We start from the raw sequence: 16,748 nt of genomic DNA on the forward strand, positions 1-16,748 counted from the left end.
TTAAGAAGTAAGCCGGTGCATTAATCCGGTGGTTACAGAAGTATTCGGTGGAGCGGTAGTTCAGTCGGTTAGAATACCTGCCTGTCACGCAGGGGGTCGCGGGTTCGAGTCCCGTCCGTTCCGCCACTCATTAAGAGCCGCATCTCAAACGAGATGCGGTTTTTTTTCGTCTGCTATTTATCACTAAAGCAGGCAAAACAAAGGGCACACAGCCTTTTATTTCATTATTACTGTAAGTCTTCCCATCGTTTTAACAGCAGGCTGGCATTCACGCCGCCAAAACCAAACCCGTTTGAAAGCGCGTATTCCATCGTTAGCGCCTGCGCAGTAAGCGCTACAAGGCGCATACCCACTGCAGCAATATCCGGATTATGCAGGTTCAGGGTAGGTGGGGCTATTTGATCACGTAACGCCTGAATGGTGAAGATCGCTTCAATACCGCCTGCCGCACCCAGCAAATGTCCGGTGGCAGATTTTGTTGAGGTGATGGCAACCGGATGTTCAGCAAACAGTGCGCGTATTGCCGCCAGCTCGCCTTTATCTCCAACCTGAGTTGAAGTGGCGTGTGCGTTGATATGCTGCACTTGCTCTGGCGAAATCCCGGCCTGTTGTAATGCGGCTTCCATTGCGCGTCGTGCGCCATTGCCATCTTCCGGTCCTGCCGTAAGGTGGTAAGCATCTGCACTGGTGCCATAGCCCACCAGTTCTGCCAGCGGTGTTGCTCCACGGGCCAGCGCATGTTCAAGCGATTCAATCACCAGAAGACCAGCCCCTTCTCCCATTACGAAACCATCTCTGTCCTGGTCAAATGGTCGTGATGCCTCCGTTGGATTATCATTAAATCCACTCGAAAGCGCCCTGGCCGCCGCAAAACCAGCCAGACTAACGCGATGGATTGCGGCTTCACTGCCTCCACACAGTGCAATGTCTGCTTCACCGGCCCGGATTAACCTTGCCGCATCCCCGATAGCCTGCGCTCCGGCAGCACAGGCGGTCACCGGCGCACCAATGGGGCCGCGAAAACCATGCGCGATAGAAACATGGCCTGCCGCCAGGTTTGCCAGAAAAGAAGGGATCGTGAAGGGGGATAACTTGCGTGGACCGCGGTGCTCGGTTGTCTGGACTGCCTCGGCGATTTGATTAAAGCCACCAATGCCTGTCGCAATGATGGTCGCAGTACGATCTTTTAACGCCTGCTCTTGCGGAAACCATTTTGCCTGATGAAGCGCTTCCTGTGCCGCTACCAGCGCAAATTCAATGAAACGATCCATCTTCTTGCGCTCTTTTGCCGGAATGACGGATAGTGGATCAAAACCGTGTTGGGGATCATCTTCAATTCCTGGAACCTGCCCCGCCACTTTGCAGGCGATATCTTCGACAATCGATTCAGGCAGCGACCGGATACCCGACTTTCCTGCCAGTAGCGATTGCCAGACATGTTGGACGCCGCAACCCAGCGGGCTGACAATGCCCATCCCTGTCACGACAATGCGTCTTTGTAGACTGCTCATAAAACTCTCCTGATGTTGTCATGCTATGCCTGCGGTTTCTTCATAAAAGGAACCAGCGCAGCGGCAATTAAGAATCCGATCATGATCAAATAGAACGCGTCGGCGAATGCCTGCGTCCTTGCTTCTCTTAGTGCTAATGCGGCCAGATTTTTCAGGCCGGCTGTCTGTGCCGAACTGGCGTCCATCCCCTGAGCCGCTAATGCCGCGGCGCGGGTCTGAACAAAATCGCTTAAATTGAGGTTTGTACTATTAAGATGATCGGCAAGGCGGCTGTAATGAAGATTTGTACGATCATTGATAACGGTGCCGCAAAGTGCGATACCGATGGCACCACCCAAATTACGCATCAAATTAAACAGTCCTGATGCTAGTTTTAGACGTGCGGGAGGCAAACTGCCAAGCGTAAGCGTGACAGTCGGAGCAACGGCGAATTGCTGTGCGAGACCGCGAAACGCCTGCGGTAAAAGGAGTTCTTTCGCTCCCCAGTCGTGGGTGAGCGGAATAAAACTATACATCGAGAAGGCGAATCCCAGCAGCCCGACCATGAGCAACCAACGCAAGTCTACTTTGTTGGCAAGCCAGGAGTAAAAAGGGATCGAAAGTACCTGAAACAAGCCAGTGGAGAAGATAGCAAGGCCGATATCCAGCGCGCTAAAACCGCGGACTGTACCCAGAAAAAGTGGCGTCAGATAGATAGTTGAGAAAATCCCGACCCCGGCCATAAATGAAAAGTAACAGCCCAGAGTAAATGTACGATCGGAAAGCGCGCGTAGATCCATGACCGGCTGGGAATGGCGCAATGTCCGTATGACAAACGCTATCCCACACAGTAAAGCCAGCCACCCCGTGATGGTCAGCGTGCCGTCATCAAACCAACCCCAACGCGGTCCTTCCTCAAGTGTATATTCAAGGCAACCGAGCGATACAGCTAAAAGCACGATGCTAAGGTAGTCCGCGCCGCGCAATAACCCTGGGCTGGGCGCATCGATATTAACCAGCAAAGGTACCGTTACCGCAATATAAATGCCTGGCAAGATATTGATAAAAAACAACCAGTGCCAGCTAAAATTTTCCGTGATCCAGCCCCCTACAGTAGGGCCCAGCGTCGGTGCCAGCGAAGCAAGACCACCAATCGTAGCCGCGGCGATAACGCGCTGTTTACCCTGAAAAAAGGCAAATGCAGTCGTGAACACCAACGGGATCATTGAGCCCCCGGCCAGCCCTTGCAATGCGCGAAAAGCAATCATGCTCTGAATATTCCACGCCCATCCACACAGCAGACTCATCAGCGTAAAACCGGCAGCAGACGCGGCGAAAAGCCAGCGGGTTGACATCACCCTGGCAAGCCATCCCGACAGGGGAATGATAATGATCTCCGCGATCAGATAGCTGGTTTGCACCCAGACCGTTTCATCATCGCCAGCAGAAAGGCCCCCGCCGATATCACGTAGCGATGCCGATACGATCTGAATATCCAGCAGTGCAATGAACATTCCCAGGCACATTGTGGCGAAAGCAAAGAGCTTTTGGTTCATCGGCAGCGCCGTACCCTGCAGCTGCGCTGGGGCTGTTGTGGTACTCATTGGCGACTCTTTTCATCCACGGTGACAGCGACAGACAAACCGGGGCGTAAAAGTCCTAATGTTGACGCTTCGCCATCCAGAGCGATGCGAACCGGGATGCGTTGAACAATTTTGGTGAAGTTACCGGTCGCGTTTTCAGCAGGGAGAAGACTGAAGCGTGAACCGGTTGCCGGGGAAAGGCTTATGACATGCCCGATAAAAGTGCGTCCTGGCATAACATCCGCAACCACTGTTGCTGCCTGACCGGGGCGCATATTCGCCAGCTGGTTTTCTTTGAAGTTGGCGTCTACCCATAAATCATGGCTGGGGACCAGAGAAAGCAATTGCGTACCGCTACTAACGAATGAGCCAGACCATGCGCGCCGGTTGCCAACAACGCCATCAAAAGGGGCGCGGATCTCTGTATAACTAAGATTGAGACGGGCCATATCCAGCCCTGCCTGCGCCTGAGCGAGGGCCGCGCGGATTTGTTTTTCCCGCGCATCAAGCACCAGTAACTGGCGTTCGGCAACCGCTTTATCTGCCCGGGCTTTGCCTTCTTCTGCCCTGGCTCGATGGTAGTCTGCCTCAGCGTTTTCTCGCACCTGTGCCGAAATAGCGACCGTCTGCGCCAGCGCATTATAGCGGCGACTGTCGCCCGCCGTTTTTAGCGTAGTAGCCTGTGCGGCCCCGAGGCTGGCCGCCGAGCCTTCGATGGTCGCCAGTTGTAATTGTCGGGTGGCAATAAGGTCAGCCATCGCCGCTTGTTGAGCGGCAACTTCACCTTCCGCTTTTGCCAGCGCCGCCTGATAGTCCCTTGCATCAAGGCGAACAAGTAGCTCACCTTTTTTCACGGGCATATTGTCTTTTATGGCGATCTCCTGGATATAGCCAGAGACTTTCGCCGAAATGGCGCTGATATCCCCTCCGACGTAGGCATCGTCCGTCGATTGCAAAAAACGCGTATTTGTATACCACCAGGCACCATAACCTACGGCACCTAATACAGCGATACCGGATAACAATAAGGTAAGGGTGCGTTTTTTACTCTTGAGATTCATGATGCTGATCCAGATGTAATTGCGGCGCGAATTTTTGCGTGTTGTCACCCGCCCGCTTGCGTTGCAGGTAGTCGTGGCGATAACGAATCATGGGGGAGGCGGCAGGGCCGGGAACCAAAGCGTATTTCTCGGGCGTTAGGGGATGGCCGGTTTCGGCATCAACCATCATGGCGTGAACCAGACGCTGGGTCTCTTTCTCGACCAACTGAATCTGACGGCCTTCAGTTGCAAAATGACGATTACCCCATTCGGCAAGCGCGATGATCACCGGTCGGAAATCACGTCCACGCTCAGTTAAATGGTACTCATAGCGGGGGGGCGTACTGCTGTAACAGACTTTCTCCAGTAAGCCGTCATCCACCAATTCTTTCAGGCGTCGTGAAAGAATATTGGGCGCTACGTTTGCGCTTTTTTGAAATTCATCGAAACGGGTAAAGCCTGCGAAAGCATCACGCAGAATTATTATGCTCCAGCTATCACCAATGCGGCCAAGGCTTCTGGCGATGGGGCAAGGAGCTTCGCAAAGCGGTTCGTTTTTCATTTTTTTCTCTCCAGAACTTATCTGGAAAGCACATTTGCATAGTAACTATCAAAATGCAAGTCACTATGATTGAGCCGATTTATTTTGGCAAAGAGGAACGAGGTAGAGTGTTTGAAAGCACGCACAAGGCGTACTGGAGGAGATCAGGAGAGATATTCGCTAATGAAATCAATAAACGCACGTATGCGCGTACTAACGGCTCTGTCGCTGTAATAAACCGCACTGAATGGTGTTTCAACCGGTAGACGCTTGCTTGCCAGTACTTCCACCAGTTCACCGCTTTCCAGCTCTTTTGCAATCATAAAATCAGACAGGCTGGCGATACCGTTGCCGTTCAGGCAGAGATGTTTAAGCGTCTCACCGCTGTTAGAAGAAATATCACAGTCGATTTCATAGAGCTGGCCATCCTGGGCGGCGACGGGCCAGGTATTCAGCGAGACCGGCTCGGTAAAACCGAGACAGGTATGATTTTTGAGATCTTCTGCGGTTTCGGGAACACCGCAGCGGGCGAGATAATCTGGTGATGCAATCAGTTTGCGGTAACTGGTAAAAATTGGCCTGGCCCGTAGGCTGGAATCGGTCAGCTTACCCACGCGGATCGCGACATCCACTTTACGCTCAATTAAATTGATAAAGGTTTCACTGGAAACCAGCGACAATGTAATTTCCGGGTAGCGTTCGCGAAAAGGCTTAATCATCGGCATCACAAAATGTAGCATCACAGGCGTTGCGGCATCGATACGTAAAACGCCGCGAGGTGTCAGTTTGGCCTCCATTACCTCGGTCTCTGCAGCGGCCATCTCCTGCAGCACACCCTGAATGCGACGAAAATAGCGCTCACCTTCTTCCGTAAGACTCAACTGACGAGTTGTGCGATTAAGCAGGTTAACTCCCAGTTTACTCTCCAGTTTTTTTATCGCCCGGCTGATGGCTGAATTAGCCTGACCCAGGCGCTCTGCGGCACGGCTAAAGCTGCCGCTTTCCACGACGGCGACAAATATCATCATTTCTTCTGAGGTGGCTTTCATTCTTGCGCCTGTAGCAATAGTTGATATCGATTATGATCGTTTGGTTATTTAATCATCCCGCCAGCTTCCCTGCCATACTCTCTTTACTCATTATGGTTATTGAGCGCTTACTAACTTTTACTTGAGGCTTTTCTGCCCATTGCCGTTGAAACTCTGCGCTAAAATCCCTATAACTGAATGACCCCTTTTGTTGTTCCGGGGCTTAAAACGAAGAGGTTTAAAACCGAAAGTGCCCAAAAATACCTATGCCATGCGATATGTTGCCGGACAACCTGCGGAGCGCATTATGCCGCCGGGGTCCTTCGCGAGTATTGGTAAGGCATTGCCAGCCGGTGTCCCCCTGAGTAGTGATGACAAAATCCGGGTTCTGGTATGGAATATCTTCAAACAGCAGCGCGCTGAGTGGCTCTCCGTTTTGCAGAGTTTTGGCAAAGACGCGCATTTGGTCTTATTGCAGGAAGCGCAAACTACTCCAGAGCTGGTCAGGTTTGCGACCACTAACTATCTCGCCGCCGATCAGGTTCCCGCGTTTGTTTTGCCTCAGCATCCATCTGGTGTGATGACGCTCTCTTCTGCTCATCCGGTCTATTGCTGCCCGTTGCGAGAACGGGAACCGATCCTGCGCCTTGCCAAATCAGCCCTGGTGACGGTCTATCCGCTGCCGGATATGCGAAACCTGATGGTGGTGAATGTACATGCGGTGAATTTCAGCCTTGGTGTCGATGTTTACAGTAAACAGCTTCTGCCCATTGGTGATCAGATCATGCGCCACAATGGCCCTGTTATCATGGCCGGCGATTTCAACGCCTGGAGTCGTCCACGTATGAATGCGCTTTATCGCTTCTCGCGTGAGATGTCGCTGCGCCAGGTACGCTTTACCGATGACAATCGCCGCCGGGCGTTTGGTCGTCCTCTTGATTTCGTCTTCTATCGTGGTCTGAACGTGCAGGAAGCCTCCGTGCTGGTTACGCGCGCGTCCGACCACAACCCGCTACTAGTAGAATTCAGTCCCGGCAAACCTGAACAATAATGGTTGTGTCAGGTCTGCCGTGGGGCAGGCCTGATCCGAGGTGCTGCCCTTTATTTCAACTCAATTAAGGACAACACAATGACCACAGGTTCCCATCATGACAACGTCGAAAAGCAGTTTGGTGCACAAGCCAGTGCCTATTTAACCAGCGCAGTACATGCTTCTGGCCGTGATTTACAACGGCTGGCGGAACGGCTTAGCGCATTTCCAGAAGCCCATGTGCTGGATTTAGGCTGTGGAGCAGGACATGCCAGCTTTGTGGCCGCAGGCCAGGTTGCACAGGTCACGGCATATGACCTTTCCAGCCAGATGTTAGATGTAGTGGCCAAAGCAGCAAAAGAACGCGGCCTGAACAATGTGACGACACGTCAGGGGTATGCTGAGATTCTGCCTTTTGATGACAGCACGTTTGATGTGGTGATCAGCCGTTACTCTGCTCACCACTGGCATGATGTTGGGCAGGCGCTGCGCGAAGTAAAGCGTGTGCTCAAGCCCGGTGGAACGGTCATTATTATGGACGTGATGTCTCCGGGTCATCCGGTGCGGGATATCTGGCTGCAGACGGTCGAAGCGTTACGCGATACGTCACACGTACGTAATTATTCCAGCGGCGAGTGGCTCTCTCTGTTTAATGACGCTGGCCTGACGACGCGTAATCTCATCACCGATCGCTTGCCATTAGAATACAGTTCGTGGATTGCCCGTATGCGTACGCCGCAGGCGCTGAGCGAAGCCATCAGACTGTATCAGCAAAGTGCTTCGCAGGAGGTGAAGCGCTACTTCGAATTGACAGAGGATGGCTCTTTTACCAGTGACACTATCATGGCAGAAGCACAGAAAAGCGCATGACAAAAAAGGCACCGGGGGAAACGGTGCCTTTTTATATTTCTTGCTGTCAGGAGTCTGGCGACGCGCTGTTTTTCACAAACAACGTTAGCTGATCGCCAGGCTTCAGATTGTCGGTATCACTGTTCCAGCGCATGACGTCACGGATATTAACGCCGTGGCGTTTAGCGATGCTGGAGAGTGAATCGCCTTTGCGTACGCGATAGGTAATGCTATCGCTATTATTCGCAAGGCGCGATGCACTGCTGCCTGCTCCAACCGTCAAGTTCTGACCCACTTTCAGGTTAGCTCCGCGCAGGTTATTCCACTGCTGGAGATCTTTTGTCGTCACGCCAAGACGCGACGCAATGCCTGAAATAGTATCACCTGAGCGCACTTTGTAGCTGCGACTGGCAAGCGGCGTTGTGTCCGCAACCAGCGTTGGCTGAACGGCAGCGATTTCACCTGATGCCAGAGACTCACGCAGTTGGTCGGCGTGTTTCTGAGGCACCATGACATATTGCGGCCCGCTTTCACCTAAGGTTGATCCTTTAACGCCTGCGTTGAAGGTCTTAAGTTTGCTAACCGAAATACCCGCCATGTCCGCCAGTTGATCCAGTTCTACCGGATTGCTCAACCTGACACGCGCCAGCGCACGGCTTTCGTCTGACGTTGGCAGACTGACGCCGTACCGCTTGCTGTTCTTGAGTATGTCACTCAATGCCAGCATTTTTGGCACGTAAATTTTGGTTTCCTGTGGCAGTGAAAGTGACCAGAAGTCCGTGGGTTTACCCCGCGCCTTATTCACTTTCATTGCCTTCAGTACTCGCCCTTCACCGCTGTTATAGGCGGCAACGGTTAATAACCAGTCCCCGTCAAACATACGGTTCAGACGCTGCATCATGTCGAGGGCAGCCGTTGTGGATGCAACCACGTCACGACGCGCATCGTAGCTGCGAGTCTGTTTTAAACCATAGTTACGACCCGTGCTTGGTATGATCTGCCAAATGCCTGCGGCATTGCGACCAGACGTTGCATGTGGGTCAAAAGCGCTCTCCACTATGGGTAGTAGTACCAGTTCCATGGGCATGTTACGTTTTTTAACTTGCCCTGCTATCCAGTACATATACGGCTCTGCCCGTAAAGTTACATCGTGGAGATAGCTCTTATTGCTTAAATACTTTAGTTTCTGTTCGCGAATCCGGGTATTTTCCGGAATTCCCATCTTTAGCTCGTCGCTTATGGAAGCCCACAAGTCTTGTTCCTGCCCGGAGAATGTTCCATCGTCCATCCACCGCGCCTGACTTGTAAACTTCCCTGCTTCCCCTTGACCAGCTGCAGAAAGGCTCTGTGCGTGCTGTTGTACGGTGCCGTCGTGCTTAGACGCCTGGCACCCCACAAGCAGGACAGAGGCGAATAATATCGCTTTTGCCTTCATGTGTGTGTCAATAGTTGCTTAAAAGACGAGCGATCATAACGGCGAAGTTTTAAAAAGGCAACCCGCAATTGTCAGAAGTTATCTTTCTTTGACCTTAACCAGGCAAAACGCGCACTAGCTTGTTGCAACGTTGTTTCTTTATTTATTACTTCAATTAAATCAGCATCTTGCGTGCGTAAAAAAACATTAATGCGACGCTCATTTTTCAGAGTTGTGGGGAGTGTTTTTTGGTTTTTTGCACGTAACTCATTAACTTTACGATAATATTCGTTAAGGTCAGGATCCTGGGGTAAAAGGCTAAGAGCAAACTTAATATTTCCTAAAGTATACTCATGTGCGCAACAAATCAGCGTATCTTCGGGAAGCGCATTAATCTTACAAAAAGAGTCAAACATCTGATCTGCCGTGCCTTCGAAGAGTCTTCCGCATCCGCCAGAAAACATCGTATCGCCACAAAAAAGATAAGGCGAGCTAAAGTAACAGATATGTCCTAAAGTGTGACCTGGCGTGTGAAATACGCTGAATTCATGACCCAGAATCTGCAACCGATCCCCTTCACCGACGATTTTTGTCGCTCCCTTATGTTGTGTCTCTGCCGGTCCGTAAACCACAACATTCGGATATTTCTGGCTCAGTTCCTGCACGCCGCCAACGTGATCATTATGGTGATGAGTAAGCAGGATCGCAGTCGGCTGCCAGTTATTCTCTTCAATAGCGTTTAAAACGGGGGCAGCCTCGCCGGGATCGACGATCAGACAGCGGCCGTCATCTTCACTTAACACCCAGATGTAATTGTCCTGAAATGCGGGAATACTGGTAAGATTCATAGTTACCTCTCAAAGCGTAATGGAAGGTTGTGATGAAACCGGCAAGGACTCCCCGTAAGTACATAGCACCGACGCATTGGGCTGAGTTGCCTAAGGGCGAGTATTACCGCGAAGCACTGGAGCAGGAGCTCAAACCGTGGTTTGCAAAAATGTATGGATTTCATCTGCTTAAGATTGGCAATCTCAGCGCAGAAATCAATGCCGAAAGTTGCGCTATTTCACATCAGGTTAATGTTTCACTCACCGGCGACCCTGTTCACGTTCGCGCAGATCCGTTGCATCTTCCTTTTGCGGCAAAATCTGTCGATGCCTGTCTGCTGGGCCACACGCTACCCTGGTGCCCGGATCCGCATCGTCTGTTGCAGGAAGTCGATCGCGTGCTGATCGATGATGGCTGGCTGGTGATCAGCGGTTTTAATCCAGTCAGCCTGCTGGGAATAGGCAAAGCTATTCCGTTTTTACGCCGTTCGCCTGCAATTAGCAGCCGTATGTTTACCCTGATGCGCCAGCTTGACTGGCTATCGCTGCTGAATTTTGAGGTGCTTCATTATAGTCGTTTTCGGGTCATTCCCTGGACGAAGCAGGGGGGGAAACTGTTAAACACCCACCTGCCCGCATTGGGTTGCATGCAATTGATTGTGGCGCGTAAACGTACGATCCCGTTAACGCTCAATCCGATGAAGATGCGCCGGGCAAAACCCAGCGTACGGCAAACCGTCAGCGCAACCCGCCAGACACGTCAGCCCTGATCGGCCAGATAGCCGATATCCTCCTGCGTTGGCTTCGATGCCGCAGCGCGTGCGAGTTCATCGCAGCGTTCGTTTTCCGGATGCCCGGCGTGGCCTTTTACCCATTCCCAGCGGATTTTATGCTCGCCGAGGGCTGCATCCAGGCGTTGCCAGAGATCGACATTTTTCACCGGTTTTTTTTCTGCCGTTTTCCAGCCACGTTTTTTCCAGTTGTGGATCCACTGGGTGATCCCCTGGCGAACGTACTGGCTGTCGGTGCTAAGAATCACTTCGCAATGTTCTTTGAGGGCTTCCAGCGCGACAATCGCAGCCATCAGCTCCATCCGGTTGTTGGTGGTCAGACGATAGCCTTCGCTGAATGTTTTTTCGCGGCCGCGAAAGCGTAAAATCGCGCCATAGCCACCGGGCCCTGGGTTACCCAGGCAAGAGCCATCGGTGAAAATTTCTACCTGCTTAAGCATCTCTGGTAGACTTCCTGTAATTGAAATCGAACTGTAAAACGACAAGTCTGACATAAATGACCGCTATGAGCACTGCAATTACTCGACAGATCGTCCTCGATACCGAAACCACCGGTATGAACCAGATCGGCGCACACTATGAAGGGCACAAAATCATTGAGATCGGTGCCGTGGAAGTGATTAATCGCCGTCTGACGGGGAATAACTTCCACATCTATCTCAAACCCGATCGTCTGGTGGACCCGGAAGCCTTTGGCGTCCACGGTATTGCTGATGAATTTTTGCTCGATAAGCCCACGTTTGGCGATATCGCCGATGAGTTTATTGAATATGTGCGCGGCGCTGAGCTTGTCATCCATAACGCATCGTTCGATATCGGCTTTCTTGATTACGAATTCAGCAAACTAAATCGCGGCATTCCGAAGACCGAGACGTTCTGCAAGATCACAGATAGTCTGGCGCTGGCACGACGGATGTTCCCCGGTAAGCGTAATAGTCTTGATGCGCTTTGTTCACGTTACGAGATAGATAACAGCAAACGTACGCTGCACGGAGCATTACTCGATTCCCAGATTTTGGCCGATGTGTATCTGCTGATGACCGGTGGCCAGACATCCATGGCCTTCTCGATGGAAGGCGAGGGGCAACAGCAACAAGGCGAGGCCGGTATTCAGCGGGTTGTCCGTCAGGCAAGCAAGTTACGGGTTGTTTTAGCCAGTGATGCAGAGCTGGCGGAGCATGAGTCACGTCTGGATCTGGTGCAAAAGAAGGGCGGAAGCTGCCTCTGGCGCGCGTAACCCCTTAACTTTTGATGATAAAATGGCTCTTTGGGTGATTTTTGCAGCAAACGATACAAATCATCAGAAAAAGCGTTGACGGCTCTAAGCACAATCCGTAATATGCGCCTCGTTCCCCAGCGGGAACATCGCGGAGCGGTAGTTCAGTCGGTTAGAATACCTGCCTGTCACGCAGGGGGTCGCGGGTTCGAGTCCCGTCCGTTCCGCCAACATTCAGTTCAGGTGTTTATGACATCTGATAAGTAAGAAAACCGCAACGTTGCAAAACGGATGCGGTTTTTTTTCGTTCCGTTGAAACCTCCCTTCCTGCAGAATGCTACGAATTTTATATAACCCGCCTGAATAATATTCATATTTCTTTGTTTCATAAAATCCCGCGACGATTAGCTCAATTTATTCAGTTTTATCGAGCTATTAAATATGCCTGATAGGTTAAATACCGACGTTTATCAGCAGTCAATAAGAATATTTCGTGTAGATATAAAATTATTATCTTTATTTTTTAATCATAATTTAAATGTAAATTATTTATATGAATAACTTTGAAAGTTGTGACGTCAATATCCTAAAGTCTTTATTCTGTGAGCCTCGTTAACTTTTTGGCTTTTTAATGACAGCGTTAACGTCAACCCGTAATAGCGATTAAGCCTTGCAGGGGCGTGTTTTTATGATTGTTATTAGTGTTATCTGGCCGTTTTTGTATTTTTCCGTACCTTGCGCTTTAACGGTTGAGAGTGATAGTTTTAAAAATGATTACCACGTTATGTCGTGTGATTAATTTAAGGGAAGTATTAACCCAGGGAGAGAGAAAATGGCAGACAGTTTTCAAAATGAAGTTCCACCCGCCCGCGTCAATATTAAGCTTGATCTTCATACCGGAAATACAAAAAAGAAAGTTGAACTACCGCTCAAGTTGCTCGCCGTTGGTGATTACAGTAATGGCAAAGAGCAACGACCGCTCTCAGAAAGAAGCCGGATCAACATTGATAAAAACAACTTCAATGGCGTCATGGCTGAACTGGCACCAGAAGTAAATTTTACCGTTGAAAATACGATAGCCGCAGAGGGAAGCGAGGAACGAATCAGGCTTAGTTTCTCTGATATCAAAGATTTCGAGCCTGAGCAGGTCGCCCGCAATATCCCTCAACTTCGCGCGTTGATTGCCATGCGCAATTTATTACGCGATCTCAAATCCAACCTTCTGGATAACACGGAATTCCGCCGCGAGCTGGAGAAAATCCTCAAAGATGCCGAGCTGAGTCATGAGCTTCGGGCAGAGCTAACGGCACTGGTACCTGAGTAACACGACTATTCAGCCGTATCAGAAAGGATAATAAATAAGGACTTTAAGAAGGGAATATTAATGTCTGTACAGGAAACCGCTTCACCGGGCGCATCAACGCAAACCGTCACAAAAGAGAATATCTATCAGTCGTTGTTTGAAAAAATTCACTTAACGCCCGTCACATCGTTAAAAGAAATTGGGGAATGGCAAAGCAATGAAGCGATGGCTGAAGCCAGCACCGATGAACGTGTCTCGGCTGCTATTCAGGTTCTACTTTCTTGCGTTGCCTCATCCGGAAAAAATATAGAGAAGTTGGATAAATCACTGCTGGATTTTCATATCAGTGAGCTTGACCGAAAAATTAGCGCTCAGCTCGATGTTGTCATGCATCATCCTGAATTTAAAAAGGTCGAATCCCTGTGGCGCGGTACGTGGTCGATGGTTAGCGGTATCGATTTTCGTAAAAACGTCAAAGTTGAATTGCTGGATGTCAGTAAACAGCATCTGCGCGAAGATTTTGACGATGCGCCAGAAATCATTCAGAGCGGGTTTTATCGGCACACCTACATTGAAGAATATGACACGCCAGGCGGCGAACCCATCGCGTCTGTCATTTCGAGCTACGAGTTTGACAATAGCCCACAAGATATTGCCTTACTGCGCAATATTTCCCGTGTAGCCGCGGCATCTCACATGCCGTTTATCGGGGCCGTCGGGCCGGCATTTTTCCTCAAAAACTCAATGGAAGAGATTGCCGCGATTAAGGACATCGGCAACTATTTTGATCGTGCCGAATATATCAAATGGAAAGCATTCCGCGATACCGATGACGCGCGTTATATCGGCCTGACCATGCCGAATGTGCTGGGGCGTCTGCCTTATGGGCCAGATACCGTACCTGTTCGTAGCTTTAACTATGTTGAGGCAGTCAAAGGGCCGGATCACGATAAATATCTGTGGACCAGCGCTGCATTTGCGTTTGCCACTAACATGGCAAAAAGCTTCATTAACAACGGCTGGTGTGTGCAAATTCGCGGGCCGCAGGCTGGTGGTGCCGTCACCGATTTGCCAATCCATCTGTATGATTTGGGCACGGGTAATCAGGTTAAAATTCCGACCGAAGTGATGATTCCAGAAACACGCGAGTTTGAATTTGCAAACCTGGGCTTTATCCCGCTTTCTTACTATAAGAATCGCGATTATGCCTGTTTCTTCTCCGCAAACTCCACCCAAAAACCTGCGCTTTACGATACTGCGGATGCCACAGCCAATAGTCGTATCAACGCCCGTCTGCCTTATGTTTTCTTGCTGTCGCGCATTGCCCACTACCTCAAAATTATTCAGAGAGAAAACATCGGTACAACGAAAGATCGTCGTTTACTGGAACTGGAATTAAACACCTGGATCCGCAATCTGGTAACGGAAATGACCGATCCTGGCGACGAGTTGCAGGCTTCCCATCCGCTGCGTGATGGAAAAGTGGTGGTAGAGGATATCGAAGATAACCCTGGTTTCTTCCGTATCAGACTTTATGCGGTGCCGCACTTTCAGATTGAAGGGATGGACATCAACCTGTCGCTGGTTTCCCAGATGCCGAAAGCAAAAGCCTGATCTACCGGTGGTATGATTTATGAAGATTTATCGTCCACTATGGGCTGAGGGGACATTTCTGTCCTCTCAGCAGTTTCAACAGCAGGCCCGCTGGGAAACATTCAGTAATTACAGCATTGCGCATATTGGTGCTCGCCATCCATGGGGCGTTGCTTGCGTTGAATTTGACGAAAGTGCCTTAGCCCTGGGAAAACTCAAAGCGCAATCATTGCGTGTCCGTTTTCCTGATGGCGTGCTGGTGGATACCGCCGTATCGGATGTGCTGCCACCTGCCTGCGATTTGACCAACGTTGCCGGAATAAATGCGCTTACGGTATTGCTGGCATTACCGCTGGAGCATAGCAATGGCGGCAATCTGGGGCAGGATGCGTTAACGGACAGGCCGCTTCGCTATCGTCAGGAATGGCAAACTGTACAGGATATCTATGGCAGCGACAGCGAAGACATCGCCGTTGAACGCTATGCGTTGTCATTGCGTTTTGCACATGACAACAATGCCGATTATGTCACCTGTCCGCTGGCGCGCCTGATTCGGGATAGTCAGGGCAACTGGGCGCTTGATGACAGCTATGTCCCGCCGTTACTGGCGTTTAACGCGCACCAGGCCGGGATGCAATGTCTGGAAATGCTGCAACTGCAATTACAGGCCAAAAGCCGTCGCCTGATGGCGATGCGCCGGGAGAGCAACCAGCGCATGGCGGATTTTGCCGTAGCGGATGTGTCCCTGTTCTGGTTATTAAATGCGCTGAACTCCGTCGAACCTATCCTGGCTGATTTCCTGCGCTACCCCGCTGTTCATCCTGAGCTTGTATGGCGTGAACTGGCACGCCTTGCCGGATCGTTATTAACCTTTTCACTGGATCACTCAGTCAGCGCGATACCTGCTTACATCCATGATTCACCATCGCAGACGTTTCCACCTTTGTTTACCTTGCTTAACACCTTACTTGAAGCCAGTCTTCCGTCGCGCGTGATCGCACTGGAACTGGACGCGCTGCCCGGCAACCGTTGGAAGGCTGATCTTCACGATCCGCGCTTGCGTGAAGAGGCTGATTTCTACCTGTCGGTACGTTCTTCGCTCGCCGCGCATCTGGTGATAAATCAGCTACCACGGGTGTGCAAAATTGGCGCGCCAGATGATGTCACCCATCTTATCAATGTGGCGCTGAACGGCGTCCCGATCGTGCCTCTGACCCAGGTGCCTGCTGCACTCCCGTTGCGGCTGGAAAATCACTATTTCGCTCTGGATATGCACTGTGCACCTGCCAAAGCCATGCTGGAGTCCGGGTGCTGCATGATTTACGTGCCTGGCACCATGGGTGATTTAAAACCCGAACTTTTTGCGGTATTGCGCGCATGAAAAACGATACGGAAATCAACATAGACGTACTGCTCCGTGATACCTGGCTAACGGTTGTTGAGCTACGACAGGGGACACATGCCCGACGGGGCGTGGCGTTATATCACCACTGTCAGCAACAGGTTGAGTGGGTTCGTCAGACGTTGCTCAATGCAGGGTTCAGCCAGCAGGACGCAGAACATATTACCTATGCCCAGTGTGCGCTGTTGGATGAAACAGTACTAAGCCGGGAGACGCCGGACGACGGGCAAAAGGTCTGGCTGGAAACCCCTCTCCAGGCGCATTTCTTCAATACCCTTCAGGCGGGCGAGTTGCTGTATGAGCGCATACGGCAGGTTCTGCATGAGCCTGCTCCTGTTCCTGCCGTGTTGACCTGTTTTCATCGGGTATTGCTGCTGGGGTTTCGTGGACGTTATCAGGATCCGGTATCGACGGATCGTGAAAAACTGATTGCGATGCTGAGTGAGCGCGTCACCCCGTTTCGAGTTTCGCCGGAGACCGCGTTGCTCAATGCGGCGCGACCCACGCGAAAATTACGCGTGTGGTACTCGCCTCTGTTCTGGTTAAGCACGGCTGTGATTGTTCTTGTTGGTGTGTGGTGGGGGCTTGATAGCTGGCTCGACATGCTGGTGGATGAACTTTTGCCGCCCAGGCAGCGTTGA

General features: G+C 51.0%; 16 protein-coding genes and 2 tRNA genes. 10 read left to right on the top strand and 8 right to left on the bottom strand.

The genetic code is table 11. The features are described from left to right. The first annotated feature begins 49 nt into the window (after positions 1 to 49). Positions 50 to 126: transfer RNA gene (locus ABU190_RS26075), tRNA-Asp, on the top strand. 101 nt (positions 127 to 227) lie between these two features. On the opposite strand, the gene fabF is transcribed toward ABU190_RS26075, so the two are convergent. The 5 genes from fabF to yafC all read right to left on the bottom strand — a co-directional run bounded on the left by fabF (position 228) and on the right by yafC (position 5,703). After that, complete coding sequence (gene fabF, locus ABU190_RS26080) at positions 228 to 1,511, bottom strand: beta-ketoacyl-ACP synthase II (protein WP_354692808.1); 1,284 nt, start codon at positions 1,509 to 1,511, stop codon at positions 228 to 230. Between the two features lie 23 nt (positions 1,512 to 1,534). Next, positions 1,535 to 3,094, bottom strand: coding sequence for a DHA2 family efflux MFS transporter permease subunit (locus ABU190_RS26085; RefSeq protein ID WP_354692809.1), 1,560 nt, complete (start codon positions 3,092 to 3,094; stop codon positions 1,535 to 1,537). Beyond that, on the bottom strand, positions 3,091 to 4,134 hold the full coding sequence (locus ABU190_RS26090; protein WP_354692810.1) for an HlyD family secretion protein: 1,044 nt from the start codon (positions 4,132 to 4,134) through the stop codon (positions 3,091 to 3,093). Before ABU190_RS26090 ends, ABU190_RS26085 begins: the two co-directional genes overlap by 4 nt. Continuing rightward, on the bottom strand, positions 4,118 to 4,675 hold the full coding sequence (locus ABU190_RS26095; protein ID WP_039076785.1) for a helix-turn-helix domain-containing protein: 558 nt from the start codon (positions 4,673 to 4,675) through the stop codon (positions 4,118 to 4,120). Before ABU190_RS26095 ends, ABU190_RS26090 begins: the two co-directional genes overlap by 17 nt. A 143-nt stretch (positions 4,676 to 4,818) precedes the next feature. Next, positions 4,819 to 5,703: a DNA-binding transcriptional regulator YafC gene (gene yafC / locus ABU190_RS26100; RefSeq protein ID WP_079498871.1), complete on the bottom strand. Its 885-nt coding sequence runs from the start codon at positions 5,701 to 5,703 to the stop codon at positions 4,819 to 4,821. 229 nt (positions 5,704 to 5,932) lie between these two features. On the opposite strand from yafC, the gene ABU190_RS26105 reads away from it, so the two are divergent. Both ABU190_RS26105 and ABU190_RS26110 read left to right on the top strand, forming a co-directional pair. Then, positions 5,933 to 6,733, top strand: a complete 801-nt coding sequence (locus ABU190_RS26105) for an endonuclease/exonuclease/phosphatase family protein (RefSeq protein ID WP_072039681.1) — start codon at positions 5,933 to 5,935, stop codon at positions 6,731 to 6,733. 78 nt (positions 6,734 to 6,811) lie between these two features. Next, a complete protein-coding gene (locus ABU190_RS26110; RefSeq protein WP_354692811.1) occupies positions 6,812 to 7,582 on the top strand; it encodes a methyltransferase domain-containing protein in 771 nt (256 codons plus the stop codon). 46 nt (positions 7,583 to 7,628) lie between these two features. Here ABU190_RS26110 and mltD read toward each other — a convergent pair whose 3' ends face one another. Then, complete coding sequence (gene mltD / locus ABU190_RS26115) at positions 7,629 to 8,996, bottom strand: murein transglycosylase D (RefSeq protein ID WP_071195939.1); 1,368 nt, start codon at positions 8,994 to 8,996, stop codon at positions 7,629 to 7,631. Positions 8,997 to 9,067: 71 nt separating this feature from the next. Next, the gene (gene gloB, locus ABU190_RS26120) at positions 9,068 to 9,823 is read right to left on the bottom strand and encodes a hydroxyacylglutathione hydrolase (RefSeq protein ID WP_354692812.1); all 756 of its coding nucleotides are present in this window, start codon (positions 9,821 to 9,823) and stop codon (positions 9,068 to 9,070) included. A 32-nt stretch (positions 9,824 to 9,855) separates the two neighbouring features. On the opposite strand from gloB, the gene ABU190_RS26125 reads away from it, so the two are divergent. Next, complete coding sequence (locus ABU190_RS26125) at positions 9,856 to 10,572, top strand: class I SAM-dependent methyltransferase (RefSeq protein WP_039076791.1); 717 nt, start codon at positions 9,856 to 9,858, stop codon at positions 10,570 to 10,572. On the opposite strand, the gene rnhA is transcribed toward ABU190_RS26125, so the two are convergent. Continuing rightward, complete coding sequence (gene rnhA / locus ABU190_RS26130; RefSeq protein WP_107224679.1) at positions 10,563 to 11,033, bottom strand: ribonuclease HI; 471 nt, start codon at positions 11,031 to 11,033, stop codon at positions 10,563 to 10,565. The genes ABU190_RS26125 and rnhA overlap by 10 nt on opposite strands. Positions 11,034 to 11,098: 65 nt before the next feature. On the opposite strand from rnhA, the gene dnaQ reads away from it, so the two are divergent. The 6 genes from dnaQ to tssL all read left to right on the top strand — a co-directional run bounded on the left by dnaQ (position 11,099) and on the right by tssL (position 16,748). Further along, positions 11,099 to 11,830, top strand: a complete 732-nt coding sequence (gene dnaQ, locus ABU190_RS26135) for a DNA polymerase III subunit epsilon (RefSeq protein ID WP_039076793.1) — start codon at positions 11,099 to 11,101, stop codon at positions 11,828 to 11,830. Between the two features lie 132 nt (positions 11,831 to 11,962). Beyond that, a tRNA-Asp gene (locus ABU190_RS26140) sits at positions 11,963 to 12,039 on the top strand. A gap of 602 nt (positions 12,040 to 12,641) precedes the next feature. Then, complete coding sequence (tssB, locus tag ABU190_RS26145) at positions 12,642 to 13,133, top strand: type VI secretion system contractile sheath small subunit (protein ID WP_354692813.1); 492 nt, start codon at positions 12,642 to 12,644, stop codon at positions 13,131 to 13,133. 60 nt (positions 13,134 to 13,193) lie between these two features. After that, entirely contained in the window at positions 13,194 to 14,726 is a 1,533-nt protein-coding gene (tssC, locus tag ABU190_RS26150) for a type VI secretion system contractile sheath large subunit (protein ID WP_354692814.1), read from the top strand. 19 nt (positions 14,727 to 14,745) lie between these two features. Beyond that, the gene (gene tssK, locus ABU190_RS26155) at positions 14,746 to 16,086 is read left to right on the top strand and encodes a type VI secretion system baseplate subunit TssK (protein WP_165159206.1); all 1,341 of its coding nucleotides are present in this window, start codon (positions 14,746 to 14,748) and stop codon (positions 16,084 to 16,086) included. Further along, positions 16,083 to 16,748 carry a type VI secretion system protein TssL, short form gene (gene tssL, locus ABU190_RS26160; protein ID WP_107224676.1) on the top strand — a complete coding sequence of 222 codons (666 nt, stop codon included), beginning with the start codon at positions 16,083 to 16,085 and terminating at the stop codon, positions 16,746 to 16,748. The genes tssK and tssL overlap by 4 nt, the downstream gene beginning before the upstream one ends.

The sequence above is a fragment of the Phytobacter sp. RSE-02 genome (assembly GCF_040578655.1).
Lineage (GTDB): Bacteria > Pseudomonadota > Gammaproteobacteria > Enterobacterales > Enterobacteriaceae > Phytobacter > Phytobacter diazotrophicus.